We start from the raw sequence: 17,308 nt of genomic DNA, 5'->3' as shown, positions 1-17,308 counted from the left end.
GTCAGAGCGCTTCAGCGTTTGACTCGATGTAGGAGCCGTATGCGTTAGTAGCGCACGTACGGATCTGTGCCGGGGGCCTGTCATACATGATCATTCAGGTTGTGTATGACGGGGCTCTACGGCGACTCAATAACTTGCCAAAAATTATCCAGTCTGGCAATCTTTCTATCTTCATCAGCTATCAAGGAGTGATACGATGCCCAAGCCAAGGAAAGCTCTGGTGCTTCTGGAAGAGACCCCTTACTACCACTGCGTTTCCCGATGTGTTCGCCGCGCTTTTCTTTGCGGTGTGGATTCCCATACCGGTGAAAGCTATGAACATCGACGCCAGTGGATCGTCGATCGCATGAAGCAGCTTGCTGATATTTATGCAATTGATATCTGTTCATATGCTGTACTCCACAATCACTATCACGTTATTCTCCATGTCGATAGCCAACTTGCTACAGAGTGGGATGACCATGAAGTGATTGAACGTTGGAGTAGGCTCTTTTCACTACCCGTGGTTGTACAACGCTATCTGGGCAGAGAAACTATCACTCTGGCAGAACGTGGTTCGGTTTCTGAATTACTGGCTAAATGGCGCACAAGGCTTCACGACATCAGCTGGTTTATGCGCTGTCTTAATGAGCCGATTGCCCGTAAGGCCAATAAAGATGATGGCTGTACGGGTCGCTTCTGGGAGGGGCGCTATAAATCCCAGGCGCTGTTAGATGAGAAGGCCCTCGCAGCCTGTATGGCCTATGTAGATCTCAACCCGATTCGCGCAGGGCTGGCTGAGACGCCTGAGGAGTCTGAATGCACCTCCATCAAAGAGCGCACCCAACTATTCAAAGAAAATTCTGATAGTGATAAAGAAATCAAGACTCCCAGTGGCCTTCTACCTTTTGTTGGTTACCCGAGAAAAGATATGCCTAAGGGCATACCTTTTCGTCTTGTAGACTATCTTGAGCTTGTTGATTGGACGGGGCGCGCCATCCTAGATAATAAGCGTGGTTACATACCTGACCATAAACCGCCTGTTCTCGATAGGCTACAGATCGATTCTAAACATTGGCTCTACATGGCTGAACATTTTGAAAGTCGATTCAAAGGGCTAGTTGGAGCAAGTCATGCACTAAAAGCGGCCTGTCGCAAACTTAAATTTCGACGAACGCCAAATTTAGGTTCTGTGATAGAGCTACTCAGCTAGTCTTGCTTTTTAAATTTAAAATATCAATCAGCTATACAGGGCTGAGGTTATGTTGCGCCTGCGAATCTGCAAACATACATTAAAAACCGCACTTCAATCTAAAGACCCGGTCATTCTTCATATTTTTTGATCACATCGATCCAATTATTAAGACGTGTTGGTACTGCAATCTTGAATCTGAGGGGCCTAAATCAAACCTATTTGGAGTGGGTGTCTAGTTAGTCGGGATAAAATGCTGGGTGTCCCCAATGCCGGGGGGGGTGTCCATCTATGTCTTGTTCGTTTTATTTTTGTTGGGCTTCCCATGGATTGATGATGGTTACCCCTGTCGATTTAAAGTCGACCACATTCCGGGTCACTACAGTCAAACCATGAACTAGAGCGGTGGCCGCAATATAGGCGTCTCGCTCCGGGCGAGGGTTGGGAACATGTAGTTGCGCACATCGAAGCGCTACAACTTCATCGATCGGTAATGTACGGTCGGTAAATTCCGGGAGAACACGGTTGTCCATCCAGGTGCGCAACAGCGCCCCTTGAGCAGTATCACGACGATCCACGCGTAAAATGCCAAGTTCAAGTTCCATGACGGTTACAGCCGAGATGTAGAAATTGGTGGCATCCAAATCTGACAGCCATTGGGTTACGTTGTGATCAGCCTTACCATTGCCGGCCTTGCGCAATTCGGAAATGACGTTGGTATCGAGCAGAAACATCAGTCAAATTCCGCTGCTCGAGGAAGCTCACGCGAATGGTGAAGCTCAATCTCGATATCGGCAATACCCGGCATGGACAGTGCCTCAACGAGGTTTCTATGTTGACCCGTTAGTCGCTGGTATTCCTCGATACTCAACAGTACATGTGCCGGCTTGCCGCGATCCGTGATAAACACCGGGCCATTTTTGGCCGCTTTCTTGGCGCGACTCACGTCCTGATTGAGATCTCGGCTGGATAGCGTCGTGATGGTCATGGCGGTACCTCCTGAACAGGATGTCTAATGTAGGTACGTTACTACATTATTTGCCGTTTGTACATTTACAGTCAAAATCATTTCGGTGTACCCATCATCTGAATTTATAAATGTAATTATAAATCAATAAGATAATGACAATTATTGCTGTGCGATTATTGTAAATAAATGTTGGGTGTCCCGGTTTGCTTGATCATATCGATCCAATTATTAAGACGTGTTGGTATTGCAATCTTGAATCTGAGGGGCCTAAATCAAACCTATTTGGAGTGGGTGTCTAGTTAGTATTTAGTTAGTATTATTAGGCCATTATCATCATTTTTGATACGATAATCTTTATTTCTTCAAGTTCCTTGCAGTCATTATCAGTTGCACGGCAATTTGACCATTCATGGAATATTATTTTTGGCCTAGTAACTATTTCGTGATGATTTTCTTTTCGCGACTGAAAAGCAAGCATTTTTCTTATGTATCTAGGCTTTAGATATTTTGACATACTTGCTGTTTCTCTATGAGCAAGATCCCAATTATCGATTAGTGTTGCTAAAGCTAAATATACATTTTGGACTCTTTCTTGGTTTTTTTCGTTTTCAGTCCTTAGTCTGTCGTGTTTTTCTTTGTATATATTTATAAAGAAGCCAACCAACACTCCAACAATACCAAAGAATGGGTTAATAAAGTCCATTGTCTTTGTTGTACCAGTTTTATTGTATTGATACTCTTTGCTAACTACGCCTATGGTATTTTTCTTTTTATCTAGTAGGCGAACTATGATATTTCCTTTCCTTTGAGAGGTTAAAGTGTAACTTCCATTCACCCAATACTTATCTGACTTTAATTTCCCTTCACTTAGAAGGCGCTTTCTGTGAACTGTGTCAATGTATGCACTGTAATACTGAGTAACCTCTGATTTCTCTGGAATTATAATTGAGTATTCCATAATGCCATTGTCATTAATCGAGTAGAATATTTCTCGATCATTATCCTTACCAACAACAAAACGTGGAACGGCAAACAGCACTATAATAATAGTCGCAAATGAAAGCAGTCGCTTAATCATGGTAAACAGCATAGGCATCAGAAAGTTGAGTTCTTATTTGATCCTCAAACACAATCGAGTCACCCATATACTCTGTATGTATTTTTAACTCCTTTAGGTATTTCCGTAAATTACCTAAAGATAGTGATATATTGTCAACCACCTCCGTTATATTGGGAACCCTAACTCCTTCGGCTTCTAGTCTCTGGAATACATTTGGATAAAGTTCTCTTTCCAGTGACAAAGAAATATCGAGCACTTTTAGTAATAGATAAACCTGACGGGCTTTCGCTGAAACCATAAGTGATGATTGTTTATGATAATCAGGTTGGGGGTAGACCAGATAACCATAGTCTTTCTTATAGTACATTTGCGCAGCAATACATTTTGGAGATGACAGCATGTAATCATCTACTATTAATTGCAAATACTGGAATGTATCTATATAACAATCAAGGCAATACTTACCTCTTTCCGTAATCCTCAATTCTCCTATACCAAGATCCCCTCCATCCGCACTTACATCCAATTCGGCCACCATTACATTTGACCTATCAGTTTGACAGAGGCTGGCAGTGGCAAGCCTTACTATAGATTCTTCATACCCATTTGGTTTTTCCTTATCATCTCCTTTATGCATGAATACATCTAATATCTCACTTAAATGTACACAATCATCACTTGAATATACATACTCAGCAATGAGTCTTTTTAACCAATAAGTGTGCCGATGAGGTCGCAGTATATCACCTCTGAAACCTTCTTCTTTCAATAATGCAGAAGCAGCACTACTATCTACCAAATAAAAATTAGGGAATGCAGATGTAAATTGAGAAAAATACCTTTTTCCTCCCGTGGTAAACGTAAGTACTGATGGTGACGATTGATAGGCAAATCGCTCATCCAACTCTATACCTAAATCAGCTAGCTGCTCATCACCAAGCCAACTATAATTAGACATGTGTTCTAGTATTTGTCTAAGTCCTTGCTTCGAAAGAGAGGATAATCGTTGAAAAAGATTTTTATCACAATATTCTATTTTATTGTTTTTACACTCACTGCGTTTGTAGTGATCTAGTATTTTGTCATATATCACTAACAACTCGGACATTCTCTTTTCTTTTCCTTCCACCTTTACCATACTAATTATTTTCTTTAAAAGCCTATATCTGCCAAGTAAAACCTCATATGTAGACGGAGATTTATAGAAAAAAATATTTTCTTCGTTATTGAATACATGATTAGGTAGCAAATGCACAGCAGACTGTAATAGATATAGGCTATCTGGGCGTAATGAAAACATAATCTTTATCCCAGATGTTGCTAGCGCGCCATTGCCACCTTCAACAAATATATTAATAAAATACTCAATAAAGTCTTTAGCCTCTTTTGCTTTTAAATTCCTTTTTTTTGAGAAGTGTGATCTATCGTTAATATGATATAGATAATCCAAGTTATCTATAAATAAAATAACCCTCTTCCCAAAGTTCCTATATGTTAGTTCTATAACAGACGATATTGATCTAAGCCATGTCGCTTCAATGTGCATCATATCTTTATGCGGCATAGACGACACATCTATCGACTGCACTTTCTTGTGATTAATATCGTCAGTAAATTTCGCCAGCTTAAGTAGCTCGTCAATTATTTTTTCGTAGAGATTTTGAAGAGCCTTGATTTTTTCTGGAACTTTATGTCGATTGCTTTTATCTGCATCCAGATGGACAACAATATAGTTTTCCTCTTCAAGCCATGCTTTCCCCTTGTTGGCCAAAATATGCGAGATAAGTGTCGTTTTACCCATACCTATTTCACCCACTAAGAAATATAAGTCGTTAGACGCCTTAATTGGAATATCGCTCAACAATCTCTCTTCTATTAAATCACAATTAAGCACGCCGCCAAGAGGCCCACCTAAGCGTATTTCTGGCTTTATAAAATATCCTTCGTCCTCATCAGTATGAAATATATAAGTAATATATTCTGGAGATGGTATACCGGTATCTCTTTCACCATAAACCATTGGCTCAGAGAATATTACATTAGTGTGATGATGAGAATATGCTTGCTCAACCAGCCGCTTAAATTCATTTGTAGTGGCATCAGCTATAAGTGTGCTACGTATTTGCCCATTGTGTAGCCCTTTTTGTAGCGATCTTATTTCGAAATATTGTTTTTGACTACCTAGCACTTTACATCTCCATTATTTGTTGGCCTAACGTTGCCTTCAGCGGAGCAGGCGCGGCAGCGACTGCGACCGATGGAAGCTTGGTAATATGTCTGACCAGATTTCTAGTGCCAAATTAAGTTCTTTCGTTATCATATAGTTGTTTAGTTGTCTTGATCTAGTTGCCTGCATATGATTTAGGAGCATAAGCAAAGATTCCTTTTGTATGTTGTTGCATATTGTATAGAGCTTATTTGATCTGACGTCCCACGTTAGATGACTAAGCAGTTGATTACCATACCAATCAATATTCATCCAAAGATCTGGCAGCAATGCAAATCTAGCCAATACAGGAAAGTAGTATAAAAGCCCTTCTCCTGATGAAAAGGTTATTTGATCCCATCCAAAATTCCCAAAAGCATTTCTTGTTGCTGTTTCCTTACTACAATTTCTAGGCGTTTGGTCATGTTCATAACATTCATCACAATGCATATAGTCCGTAAAGTGATTTGGTTTTAATGCGCCACTAAATGCTTCTTTTATTTTAAATAGTAATTCTTCATCTTCTCTAGCAATAGGCCATGCATAAGCGCACCGTAATGAATGATTTATAAATTCTTTCGATTCGCTCTCTTCACAGTCCGCGAAATACTTAAGTTCTGCAGCAGCAAGAGTTACTGATTTATTCAAAAGAGATATTTCAATCGCTTTCCACCCCTCTTCGCTAACTACTAATTCGGGCACATCAGTTCCACACTTTTCACAATAAAACGTGGAGCTCATCAATTCTCCTTCTTACATATAACATATATTCTAAGGCACATTGCCTTATAACCTGACTAATCACCCACTTCAACGTGACACCTTCCGCTATCATGCAATAAATGCTGGATAGCAGGCCATTTGCACCGTTAAAAACGGGAATAGTGACTTATATCTACAATCGAAGGGAGGAAAAGCTTGTGCGCGCCAACCTCCCTGTCTTCTATATTTTTATACTAAAAATCATCATTTTACCAGTGTGTATGCTCTTTGAGGCACACAATTAAATTCCATGACCTGTTAAATTCGAGCAAAACGCCTTCTATCCAGATATTTCTTAATTTCAAATCACATGAGAACTAAAATACTATTTAAAAAAAAGAGAACAAGAAGAGAAATATATATGAATGAGAACAGTCAAAAATCACCTTCTTACAACAAGTTATAAATAAAATAAGGGTGCGGCACTACAGCAGAAGAACAGAGGATACTTATCTTCATTGGATCAAACGTTATATCTACTACCACAATAAACGTCACCCTAAGGACATGCGTGAATCTGAGGTTTCTCAATTTCTTACGCATTTAGCTGTTAATGGCAATGTTGCCGCAAGCACTCAGAATGTGGCGTTGAATGCATTGGTCTTTATGTATCGCCATGTTTTAGAGCAGCCTTTGAATGAGATCAATGGTATCGTTCGCGCCAAAAGGCCCAAGCGGCTGCCGGTTGTTTTAACTCGTGCGGAAGTAGCACAAATATTGAATAGACTGCAGGGTCAAAATTGGTTGATTGCCTGTTTGCAGTATGGTTCTGGTCTTAGATTGATCGAGAGTGTCAGGCTAAGAGTTCAGGATATTCGAACGGTACAAGAGCAGTTGGGGCATAATGATCTACGTACAACACAGATCTATACTCATGTTCTCAATCGGGGTGGGTCTGCTGTGCGTAGTCCGCTGGGTGAGGTTTTAACCTAAAAAGATCAGTTACCAGCGTGAAGTGTGAGTTTGTGGTGGTGCAGGGCAAGGCAAGGGTCGCTCCTGCACATCCCTGTACCCGTGACTCTTGTGCGTCCTTGCGCAGCGCGTATCGACGCGGAGTAGCGAGCCATTCTAAGGAGTTACAACGACACAATGTCTCACCACAAAAGTGCAATTTATGCTGTAGCAGACTTAGCCAGTGGTAGGCCTGTTTGATTGCCTGGACTTTATTTTCTAAAAATCACATAATGTCGGCAATTATTAGTTACTGCCGATGCTTTGTGATTATCTGTGAGCACGTCAAAAAAGCAACAAGTCCTAGATCTGGCAAAAAAAAATGCTGTTATTCGTGCTGCAGATGTCGTTGTGGCTGGACTACCGAGAGAGTATCTGCCTCGTCTGGCAGAAGAGGGGAAGCTAGTCCGTGTAGGTCGGGGTTTGTATCAAACACCAGACCGGGAAAGCGAGCAGCATGTCTCCCTGCTGGCCGTAGCCAGGCAGGTTCCGAACGGGGTAATCGCACTGCTGTCGGCGCTGAGTTATCACGGGTTTACCACGCAGCATCCTCATGAAATCTGGATCGCGATTGATCGAAAGGCGAGGGCGCCGAAGATAAATTATCCTAAGGTTCGTTACCTCTATATGTCCGGTCCGGCCCTGGTAGAAGGTGTCGAGCAGACTGTGATAGATGGCGAGGTTGTAAAGGTATTTAATGCGGCCAAGACAGTGGCGGATTGTTTCAAATACCGGAACAAGATCGGCCTCGATGTGGCCCTGGAAGCACTGCGGGAGGGCTGGCGCGAGAAACGGTTCACTATGGATGACCTGGTACACTACGCTGGGGTATGCCGGGTACTGAATGTCATTCGGCCCTATATGGAGAGCCTGGTATGAGCAATGGATCGGCGGACTCTATCCAGCAGCGGTTGTTAAATCTCGCCAAGGAGCGAGGCGAGGATTATGATTACGTTCTACGGCAATATGTAATCCAGAGGTTACTGTATCGATCTTGATGCGAATACATTTAGGAAACTACAAACAGTTGTAAGCAGTAATAGTCAGGTATGGTTAGTAATTTATAGCGGGGCCTTTGCGGGAGTTCAACCAAGGGAGGCGAACTCCTTTGGCAGAGATTTTGTCAGGTGATTAGTTGTCGAGTTCCACTATTATTCCAACTATATCCTGTTCTGATCCCTCAACACCTTAACCTGAAACAAAGCATTCCGCTCCTCTTCCTCAAGCGCATTCTCGATAAACTTAATCGTCTCTTTATATTGGGGAATAATGTTGTAACGCAGTGCATTTACCCGCTTCTGTGCTTTTCTCTGCTCTGCAATCAATCGGTTCAGACTCATTGAGACTTCTCCCATTTTTGCCAGTAGCAGGGAGGCCTCTGCAAAGTATCTTCGGGTGTCATCGAAGCTGGGATCTGTACCCAGCAGCCCAACCGGGTTTAGTGGTTTTACTTTACCGGTCACCGATGGGAACTCTACACCCAGGTTGCGTCTGGGGAGTATTTTCAGTTCCAGAACTTGTTGAATGCTCAGTGCTGTCTGGTTGATGGCGCGGCTGCCCATACGCATCTGTAGCAGGCTTAGCCAGTGGTAGGCCTGTTTGATTGCCTGGTGTGATTGGTCCCTTACTTTTCGGTATTCACTGATGCGCTGGTAGACCAGTCTGGTCAACAGCTCTCTTTTTCTTTCAAGCAGGTTGTGGCCTTGATCCAAAAAGTTGAGCTGCCGTTTGAGTTGCAGCAGTGTGTTTTTGGTCGGTGCGGCCTTGATGCGTTTTCCGGTCATACGCTCTGCCGATGGTATTTTGCGATTTCGGTTTCGTTGACCCGGGTCAGTGCCTGGGCTGGGAAGGTTGAGAGTAGATCCCAGGCCAGGTTCAGGGTCTCTTCTATGCTGCGATCTTCATCTTCTCTCTGACGCACGAAGCGACTCTCGAAGGCGTCGGCAAACTCAAGATAGCGCCGGTCTCTGGTGGAGAGTTCGTCTGCACCGATGATGGAGGCGAGGTTCCTGGTCTCCAGGGCTCTGGCGTAGAGGGCGTAGAGCTGGTTGGAGACGTGGGGGTGATCCTCGCGGGTAAAGTCTTTGCCGATACCGTCTTTCATCAGTCGAGAGAGGGAGGGTGAGATGTGTACCGGGGGGTAGATGCCCTGGTTGTTCAGCTCCCGGCTGAGTACGATCTGGCCCTCGGTGATATAGCCGGTGAGGTCGGGAATCGGGTGGGTGATATCGTCACTGGGCATGCTCAATACCGGCACCAGGGTGATGGAGCCATGTCGGTCTTTGATGCGACCGGAGCGCTCGTAAATCTCTGCCAGATCGGAGTAGAGATAGCCGGGGTAGCCCTTTCTTGCAGGTACGTCGCCCTTGGCTGTGGCCACTTCACGCAGGGCTTCTGCGTAGTGGGTCATGTCGGTCATTACCACCAGTACGTGGCGATCGAGATCGAAGGCCAGGTATTCGGCAGCAGTCAGTGCCATCCGGGGTAGCGTGAGGCGTTCCACCGGCGGATCATCGGCCATGTTGACGAACATGACCACATTCCCTAATACGCCTGAGGAGGCAAACTCCTCCTGAAAGAAACGGGCATCGGCGTATGAGACTCCCATTGCGGCGAAAACTACGGAGAAGCGGCTGTCGTCATCGGGCAGTTTTGCCTGGCGTACGATCTGTGCTGCAAGTCGGTTGTGGGGCAGGCCGGAGGCGGAGAAGATGGGTAGCTTCTGACCCCTTACCAGGGAGTTGAGACCGTCGATGGTTGAGATGCCGGTCTGGATGAACTCTCTTGGGTAGGTGCGGGCTGCCGGGTTGAAGGCGGCGGCGCTGATGCTGCGGCGCAGACTGGAGACGATCGGGGGACGGAAATCCCTGGGTTCTCCGAGTCCGTTGAAGATGCGGCCGAGTATCTCGGGGGAGAGGGCGATCTCAACGGGTTCATCGAGGAAGCGCACCCAGGTGCTCTCCAGGTCGATCTCTGAGGTGCCCTCGAAGACCTGAATCAATACCTCTTCGTCTGAGGTTCGGATCACCTGGCCGTTGCGGGTGTTGCCCTGCTTGTCGCGGATACGAACCCGGTCACCGAAGGCGATATCGGGTACGTTGGCTACGGTTAACAGGCCGCCACGGGCGGAGGAGGCGGTTCGGTACTCCTTTGCACTCATGCTGTCTGTTCTCCTCTTTGCGCGTATTCGGAATGGATCTCTTTGAAGTCGTTCAGAGCTTCATCCCGGAAGGCTTTTAGCTGGTCGATCTGGGAGGAGTCGTAGAGCTCTTTGCAACGACGCAGTCGAGCCAGCACCGACATGTCCGAGAGCTCCTGCACTGGTACGCCGAGTTCGATCAGTTCGGCCCCGGCGTCATATACCGCCAGGATCAGGTCAAGCAGCATGAACTGTTTCTCCGGTGATGAGAATGTATCTACCGGATCGAGAGCGCTCTGTTGCAGCACCCCCTCCTTGATGAGACCTGCACCCTCCAGTACCCATCGCTGGGCTGAGGAGAGGGCTTCGGGGCCAACCAGGTTGACGATGCGTGATAGCTCAGCATCCCGCGCCAGCATTCCCAGGGCCTGGGCTCTGCGTTTCTCCCAGTTGCGATCGATGTTCTCATGCCACCATACGGCTGCGGTGCCCACATCGGCTGAGAAGCTGTCGACCCAGTCTATAGCGGGATAGTGACGCGCATCCGCCAGCTCTTTGGAGAGAGCCCAGAAGGTCTGAATGATCTCTTTGGTGTGGCTGGTGACCGGCTCTGAGAAGTCGCCGCCTGGGGGGGAAACGGCTCCGATTAATGTCACCGAGCCTTTGCCGCTGTCCATGGTCTCCACCCGTCCGGCACGTTCATAGAATGCTGCGAGACGAGAGGCCAGGTATGCCGGGTAGCCCTCTTCCACGGGCATCTGGCCGAGGCGACCGGAGACCTCCCGCAGGGCTTCGGCCCAGCGACTGGTTGAGTCGGCGAGCATGACCACGTCGAAACCTTGATCGCGATAGTATTCGGCGATGGTGATGCCGACATAGATGGAGGCTTCACGGGCCACCACCGGCATGTTGGAGGTGTTTGCAATCAGCAGGGTGCGATCCATCAGTGGGCGGCCGGTGTAGGGGTCTTTCAACTTGGGAAAGCTGTCGAGTACATCCACCAGTTCATTGCCGCGTTCACCACAACCCACATAGATTACGATGTCGGCGTTGGCCCAGCGGGCGACCTGGTGCTGGACTACGGTTTTGCCTGCACCGAAGGGGCCGGGTACTGCGCATTTACTCCCCTTCAACAGCGGGAAGAAGGTGTCGAGAATACGTTGTCCGGTGATCAGGGGCTCAATGCCGTTGTCCCTGCTTTGGTAGGGGCGAGGACGACGTACAGGCCAGCGATGGTATAGCTTGAGATGGTGGATCTGGCCGCTATAGTCGCGCACCTGCCCGATGCTCTCTTCAAGGTGGTATTTGCCTTCGGGGGCGAGCTCGATCAGCTCCCCATCAATATTGGGGGGCACCAGAATTCGGTGCTCGACAGTTTCACTCTCCTGAACTCTGCCGAGTACGGCGCCACCGATGATGGGCATGTTGGGTTCCAGGTTTTCGGAGGGGACAAAGTGCCACTCTTTTTCCCGATCCAGGGGTAGGGGGCTGAGTCCTCTGGGGATCTGATCCCCAGCCTTGAGAAACATCGCTTCCAGGGGGCGCTGCACCCCGTCAAAGATACCGCCGATAAGGCCTGGGCCGAGTTCCACAGAGAGTGGATGTCCCAATCCTTCTACTGGCTCGCCTGGGCGAACCATTTCGGTGGATTCGTAGATCTGTGCCAGGGCTTCTTCACCCTCCAGCGAGATCACCTCACCATAGAGACCGAGGCTGCCGATACGCACTTGTTCGCCATTTTGTACCCCGGGTAATTTTATCGTGACAATGGGGCCGTTTATCTCTTTGATGATGCCTTTTTTGTTGATTGTATTGTTCATGTTTAGAGTGCCTGTCCGTCACCGATGGGGGGCAGAAGCCGTTCGACCAAGGCCTGATGGACCTTGCGTTCAAGGCGAGAGAGGCGACCCTCGAAGGTATGGTCGATCTGTACCCGTCTATCCTGGGTGGTGACCAGGCAGCCGCCAATGGTATTGACTGTATCGTCTTGCAGCAGGAAGGTTTTTCTCGATGCAAGATCAGCAGTAAGTTGTGACCATTTCGGTTTCAGCCGATTTAGATCGTCCTGGTTGACCATGACTTCCACTTGATCAGAATCGATCTGTTCAGCTGCCTGCTGCAGTAGGGCTTGCAGCAGTTTGAAGTAGCGCTCCTCATCCTTGCTGTAGTCGCTCATCTGCTGTTTCAGTCGGTCGATGACCACCTGTACCAGGTTCCAGCGCATATGATCCATCTTGCTCTGCAGTTTCAGTTCATCTGCCTGAACCTTACGCAGGTAGGCGCGATCTGCCTGGGATTTTGCCAGCAGGGTCTCTTTCTCTTCCCGCAAATGGAGTTTGTCGCTGGCTTCGCTGAGAATATTCTTACGTCCTGCTTCGGCACGGCTATGACACTCGTTGGCCATTTGCTGAGCACGATCCAGGATTGCTTTTTCAAGGGCTTCAACCTGATTCACATGGGATCTCCTTGTTAACCGCCGGTCAGTTGTTTCAAGGTTTCGTCCAGATCCGATTGGAAATGCTCCGGGTCGTGCAGCGAGGGTATCTCGGAAAGTACGATCCGCCCACCTTCGTTGCGAATCTGTTCAAGCAATTTGGAATCGAGTTGATTCACCGACTGCTCGATGATTAGTAGTGCCCGTTGTTTCTTTTGCAGCAGAGTGGAGAGGAGTTTTTCCAGCTGCGCACTGTCGGGATCTGTCAGGGTTTCGAATCCAATCAGACGAAAGCCGTCGGTCAGCGCATGGCCGCCAACAAATATATTTCTGACGTTGTGGGTTGTGGTCTCTGTCATGGTCTCTTAGATCTTATCGAGCAACAGGATACTCATCACCAGACCATAGATGGCGATACCTTCAGCCAGGCCGAGATAGATCAGGGTTCTGCCGAATATCTCCGGTTTCTCTGCCAGCACTGCCAGTGAGGCGGCGCCAATGGGACCTACCGCGATACCCGCACCGATGGTACTCAGGGCGGTTGGGATACCGACACCGATGATGCCTAGGCCCAGTCCGATGGAGATCTCTCCACTCGCCTCAACTGCCGGCTCCACTGCCGCCATGACATCCTGGGCACCGATAAAGATCAATGCCGCCTGAGCGCAGACAAAGACCACCAGGTTGACACCGATGGTTGGCTTGAACCAGGGTTTGGATACCTTTGCCGGCTGCATCTCCATGATGATGCCGGTGGCGATCAGGCCAACGATGCCGAGAGTCATTACTGCGATAAGCCAGTACATAGTGTGCTCCTCTTTCTATTTGCAGTTCAGTCGTTTGTTATAGCGTCAGTGGTTTAAATGCCTTGCCATCTCCAGCATAAAAGCGGGAGAAGCCTTCATAAAATTCCAAACGCAGTACCTGGATGGCGACGATCAGTCCCTCCAGCACCAGGATGAATACATTGCCCAATATTATGGTGATCCAGTGGCCGGTTTCGCCCATCATGCCGGCCAGGGTAAAGACAGCAATGGCCAGTGCAACATGGTTCAAACTGAATGCGGCAACACGCAGGAAGGAGAGTGTGTTGGAAGCGTAACCGGTGATGGTTTCAAAGGTTTCGATGAAAGCGACCAGTAGACGCTCACCGATTGAGGCCTCCTGTTCAAGCAGTTTGTGGGCAAATATACCGATCAGGCTGAGAATCGTCAGAGCCGCCCATAGACCACCCACTTGACCATCCGCATAGAGGCTGTATCCGGTGCCTAACAGGCCGCTATAGAGCAGTAGTGATAGCAGGCCATTATCGCCAAACAGGGCACCGAGCCGATCTCCCTGTACCAGATGGTTGAGGATGTTGAGCAGGTTGGATATTGCAATAAAACCTATACCCCACAGCAGGGCCACAGTGAGCATGTAGAGGGGGTCGCTGAGTGGTGCTATCCACAGAGGATGAAACAGATGCTCAAAACCGAAGATACTGCCGTAGAGCACACCGAACACCATCGATGAGAGGCCTGCGGCAATACCAAATGGGGTAAAACTACCCAGCTTACGGCGCATGAAAAGTGACACGCCGAGTATCACTGCCCCGTGTCCAATGTCACCGAACATCATGCCAAACATCAGGATGTAGGTCAGGGCGAACAGGTGGGTGGGGTTGACCTCACCATAGCGGGGTACGCCATACTGCATGACCAGGGATGAAAAGGGTTTGAGCAGCCGGCTGTGGCGCATCACTGAAGGCACCAGTGGACGCTCTTCAGGAAAGGGGTCGCGACTCTCCAGTACAAAGGCATTGGACAACTTGTTTTGCAGTGCTCGCTCCACCTGGCCCATGTCTTCCGCTGGAACCCAGCCTTGCAGTCGCGACAGTTTGCCACTCTGTCGTGCAGCCTCTCCGAGGGCGACATAGGGGGCTGCCAGATGGAGGGTCTGGGCTGCCTGCTTTAGTCCATCCTGGGCGTCTGCACGCCATGCGCTGATCTCAGTCTTGAGTTGCTGTGAGGCCTGCTCCACAGCTTCACGCCGTTGCGCCAGACGACTCTTGGCCGTTTCCGGTTCGGTATGTAGCTCAGGGGGGATCTCCAAGGGACGGAATCCAGCGCTGTCGAGTACAGATTTAAGCTTCGAATTCTGCTCTCTCTTAGCGCCTACGATCAACACGTAGCTCTCTTTCTCACTCTCCATGAAGGGAAAGAGCAGATAGCCATCCAGTCCCAATGCATCCTTGAGCTGGTTCATCCGGGCAGTCGCGATCATGCCAATACTGGTTTCGAGAAAGGGTTGTTCCCTCTGGAGTTGTCCCAGGTCGATGGTCAGATTACTGAAGTTGGCGAGACTGGTTTCAAGCTGGTCTATAGTTCGAGACTCTTCGGTTTGCTGACGTTGCCGCTCTTCAAACTCGGAACAGGTCTCCCAGGCCTCTCCAAGCCACTGATTTGCTTGGGTGAGTTGTTCCTCGGTGATGGGTACCACTTCCTCTGAAGAAGGGGATGGAGAGCAGTCCACTAAGGTGGAGATCTTGTCCAGGCGACTCTTTGCCTGGTTGAACTGTTCACGAAAACTCTGTCCTGGAACCTTCGGCAAGGCCGTCTCTTCATAGGCACGGTTGTCGGGGCTGAAACTGTTGAGGCCCGCGAGGATTACTGAGGCGCCAGGCAGATCTTCAGTGAGCAGCTTGATGCTGATCTGTTTCATGGACAGGGGGCTGAACATCAGCAATTCCCCCTTGATCGATTGCACAGGAGATGTTGTGACTTCATGCCACCTCCTCAGAGTGCATTCCGCTTTGACCCTGCCCACTTACCGCTTCATTAACCAGGCTGGGTTCCATCTCCAGTAACTTGCTTTGAGTGATGGCGTAGAGACGCCAGATATCCATATCACGGATGATCAGATAGCAGAGCGCTGAGACTACGGCATCACGGCTGTTGAGCATTAGCTGGCGTAGCTGGTCAGAGACCCATTGGTCGAGTCTTTGACGTGCGTCGGTAATATGGACACTGCCAGCAAGCAAGCTGTGAAAAGGTTCGGGAAGTTGGCTGATGACAGTATCCAGCCCATCTACGTTGGCCAGGGTCATCAGGTCGTCCCGCTGTATCTGCCCCCCATAGGGAATCAGTAGATAGTAAGCTTCGCTGGGTGCGAAGTGGTAGACCAGACGATAGCGCAATAACCAGAGAATATTCTGTCGGTCGACCATGCAGCCTATGGCCTTTTTCAGCCCACGTTTGTCACTGCAGTCAGTGATATTTGCCTGGGCCAGCATGCCGGTGTAGTAGAGACGGTCTATTGCAGCCCCAAGGGAGAAGTTTTCATGTTGCTCCTCATAGACATTGCGCGCCTGCCGGGCAATCTGCGAATAGGGCCCCCGTTCGAGCTGGCGTAGCATCTCCTGCACATTCTCAGCCTGTAGCAGGGCTTCGTGGGGCAGGCGGATGTTCTCTGGCAGGGCATAGAGATTATGTCGAATCTCCTGCATGTCGAGATTATTCAATTTGCCTTGAATCAGGGTCTTGAGGTTATAGAGTTCGTATTTTCTGGGCCAGTAGAGAATCAGACCCCGGGAGCGGCCGCTCAGTGGGCGTAACAATATTTTGAGTTCATTCATCAGGCGTTGCAGTAGCGCCTGTTCTACAAGACCACTTTTCTGCCGGGTATCGATCTCCTGTTCGAAGATCGGTAACAGATCGAGGCGTTCGCCCAATTGATGCAGGGACATCTGCTTCAAGATCTCGATATCTTCATGAGAAAAGAGTCGGGCAGCTAACACACCAACCCGGGTTTTGAGATAGGCCTGATCCCGTTGTGAGTTCATTGGTCAGGCTCAGTCCTCATCAGCTTTGGGATCGATCAGCACTGCGAAGGCCGCCTCTAGTGCATCATCTTCCCTAACCTGGGCATATTCACGCAGCTGGGCGTGTCGTTCGTCAAAGCGCTTTTTTAATTCAGCAATGGTCTGCTCAGCTCGACTTTCGGCCTTTTCCATAAAACTGGCGTGCAGTTCGGGAATTCGGGATTCAAAATGTTCTTCTTTTGTTTTCGCATCCTTCAAGGCTTCTTGAATGACGCGTTCACGTTGCTCTTCTGCCTTGGAGTGAATCTGTTGTGCCCTGTTTTCGGCGTCAAGTAATCGCTGCAGTGACTCTTCCATTAACCCCTTTACCTCCCGGCTTATTGTTTAACTCAATCGTTATTCAGAGGTTGTGAGATGGATACGCATTTTGGCGTTTCCGAAGCACATAGATAGTGTAGTCAATTTGGCAGTTGTATGTGGACTATTAAAGTAAAAGCTTGTTTGAGCTAGATCATGAATCTTATCGATTTGTTTTTTTTAAAGTGTCTATTGTCAAGTTGGTGACTGAATTCCAATGGCTCTTAAATGGTGGGGCATGGCCCCACCCCACGCTTATACGGGTCGGGTGGGGCCATGCCCCACCAAGTAGTCAACTAGTGAGGGCGATGGCAAGTTTCGAAGTGCCTGCAGGGGTTGGAAATGATTTCCTCAGGATGCGGCTGATGCACTTCAGCCACTACTTGCTGAGAGCTGGCAGGCGCTGCCTAGACCGTAGCCTGGATGAAGTGCAACGGAATCCGGGGGGAACAGCGC

Annotated in this window: 17 protein-coding genes; 3 read left to right on the top strand and 14 right to left on the bottom strand. The window is 48.3% G+C overall.

The window, feature by feature from the left end; translation table 11 throughout:
- Window positions 1-196: 196 nt before the first annotated feature.
- On the top strand, window positions 197-1,192 hold the full coding sequence (locus tag AC4IFB_RS02005; protein ID WP_490779225.1) for a transposase: 996 nt from the start codon (window positions 197-199) through the stop codon (window positions 1,190-1,192).
- Between the two features lie 284 nt (window positions 1,193-1,476).
- Here the strand turns inward: AC4IFB_RS02005 and AC4IFB_RS02000 are convergent, their stop codons facing one another.
- The 5 genes from AC4IFB_RS02000 to AC4IFB_RS01980 form a co-directional block, all read right to left on the bottom strand.
- Window positions 1,477-1,905 carry a type II toxin-antitoxin system VapC family toxin gene (locus AC4IFB_RS02000; RefSeq protein ID WP_490779224.1) on the bottom strand — a complete coding sequence of 143 codons (429 nt, stop codon included), beginning with the start codon at window positions 1,903-1,905 and terminating at the stop codon, window positions 1,477-1,479.
- The gene (locus AC4IFB_RS01995; protein WP_490779223.1) at window positions 1,905-2,159 is read right to left on the bottom strand and encodes a type II toxin-antitoxin system Phd/YefM family antitoxin; all 255 of its coding nucleotides are present in this window, start codon (window positions 2,157-2,159) and stop codon (window positions 1,905-1,907) included. Before AC4IFB_RS01995 ends, AC4IFB_RS02000 begins: the two co-directional genes overlap by 1 nt.
- Before the next feature lie 301 nt (window positions 2,160-2,460).
- Complete coding sequence (locus tag AC4IFB_RS01990) at window positions 2,461-3,219, bottom strand: hypothetical protein (RefSeq protein ID WP_490779222.1); 759 nt, start codon at window positions 3,217-3,219, stop codon at window positions 2,461-2,463.
- Window positions 3,212-5,389 carry a hypothetical protein gene (locus tag AC4IFB_RS01985; RefSeq protein ID WP_490779221.1) on the bottom strand — a complete coding sequence of 726 codons (2,178 nt, stop codon included), beginning with the start codon at window positions 5,387-5,389 and terminating at the stop codon, window positions 3,212-3,214. The genes AC4IFB_RS01990 and AC4IFB_RS01985 overlap by 8 nt, the downstream gene beginning before the upstream one ends.
- A 36-nt stretch (window positions 5,390-5,425) precedes the next feature.
- Window positions 5,426-6,148, bottom strand: coding sequence for a hypothetical protein (locus AC4IFB_RS01980; protein ID WP_490779220.1), 723 nt, complete (start codon window positions 6,146-6,148; stop codon window positions 5,426-5,428).
- Between the two features lie 402 nt (window positions 6,149-6,550).
- Here AC4IFB_RS01980 and AC4IFB_RS01975 point away from each other — a divergent pair, with 402 nt between their 5' ends.
- A complete protein-coding gene (locus AC4IFB_RS01975) occupies window positions 6,551-7,102 on the top strand; it encodes a phage integrase N-terminal SAM-like domain-containing protein (protein ID WP_490779226.1) in 552 nt (183 codons plus the stop codon).
- A 294-nt stretch (window positions 7,103-7,396) separates the two neighbouring features.
- Complete coding sequence (locus tag AC4IFB_RS01970; protein ID WP_490779219.1) at window positions 7,397-7,999, top strand: type IV toxin-antitoxin system AbiEi family antitoxin domain-containing protein; 603 nt, start codon at window positions 7,397-7,399, stop codon at window positions 7,997-7,999.
- 281 nt (window positions 8,000-8,280) lie between these two features.
- Here the strand turns inward: AC4IFB_RS01970 and AC4IFB_RS01965 are convergent, their stop codons facing one another.
- Genes AC4IFB_RS01965 through AC4IFB_RS01925 form a run of 9 tightly spaced genes read right to left on the bottom strand, consistent with a single transcriptional unit; the run spans window position 8,281 to window position 16,852 of the window.
- On the bottom strand, window positions 8,281-8,904 hold the full coding sequence (locus tag AC4IFB_RS01965; protein WP_490778692.1) for a V-type ATP synthase subunit D: 624 nt from the start codon (window positions 8,902-8,904) through the stop codon (window positions 8,281-8,283).
- A complete protein-coding gene (locus AC4IFB_RS01960) occupies window positions 8,901-10,280 on the bottom strand; it encodes a V-type ATP synthase subunit B (RefSeq protein WP_490778691.1) in 1,380 nt (459 codons plus the stop codon). The genes AC4IFB_RS01965 and AC4IFB_RS01960 overlap by 4 nt, the downstream gene beginning before the upstream one ends.
- Window positions 10,277-12,079, bottom strand: a complete 1,803-nt coding sequence (locus AC4IFB_RS01955) for a V-type ATP synthase subunit A (protein ID WP_490779218.1) — start codon at window positions 12,077-12,079, stop codon at window positions 10,277-10,279. The genes AC4IFB_RS01960 and AC4IFB_RS01955 overlap by 4 nt, the downstream gene beginning before the upstream one ends.
- A gap of 2 nt (window positions 12,080-12,081) precedes the next feature.
- Window positions 12,082-12,714 carry a V-type ATP synthase subunit E gene (locus tag AC4IFB_RS01950; protein WP_490778689.1) on the bottom strand — a complete coding sequence of 211 codons (633 nt, stop codon included), beginning with the start codon at window positions 12,712-12,714 and terminating at the stop codon, window positions 12,082-12,084.
- A 14-nt stretch (window positions 12,715-12,728) separates the two neighbouring features.
- Window positions 12,729-13,052, bottom strand: coding sequence for a V-type ATP synthase subunit F (locus tag AC4IFB_RS01945; RefSeq protein ID WP_490778688.1), 324 nt, complete (start codon window positions 13,050-13,052; stop codon window positions 12,729-12,731).
- Window positions 13,053-13,058: 6 nt separating this feature from the next.
- Window positions 13,059-13,499 carry an ATP synthase subunit C gene (locus tag AC4IFB_RS01940; protein WP_490778687.1) on the bottom strand — a complete coding sequence of 147 codons (441 nt, stop codon included), beginning with the start codon at window positions 13,497-13,499 and terminating at the stop codon, window positions 13,059-13,061.
- Window positions 13,500-13,536: 37 nt separating this feature from the next.
- Window positions 13,537-15,414 carry a V-type ATP synthase subunit I gene (locus AC4IFB_RS01935; RefSeq protein WP_490778686.1) on the bottom strand — a complete coding sequence of 626 codons (1,878 nt, stop codon included), beginning with the start codon at window positions 15,412-15,414 and terminating at the stop codon, window positions 13,537-13,539.
- Window positions 15,415-15,457: 43 nt separating this feature from the next.
- Complete coding sequence (locus tag AC4IFB_RS01930; RefSeq protein ID WP_490779217.1) at window positions 15,458-16,516, bottom strand: V-type ATPase subunit; 1,059 nt, start codon at window positions 16,514-16,516, stop codon at window positions 15,458-15,460.
- A gap of 9 nt (window positions 16,517-16,525) precedes the next feature.
- A complete protein-coding gene (locus AC4IFB_RS01925) occupies window positions 16,526-16,852 on the bottom strand; it encodes an ATPase (RefSeq protein ID WP_490778684.1) in 327 nt (108 codons plus the stop codon).
- Window positions 16,853-17,308: the final 456 nt, after the last annotated feature.

The sequence above is a fragment of the Candidatus Thiodiazotropha sp. AKIB8 genome, assembly GCF_058244675.1.
This window is presented reverse-complemented; position numbering and strand designations above follow the sequence as displayed.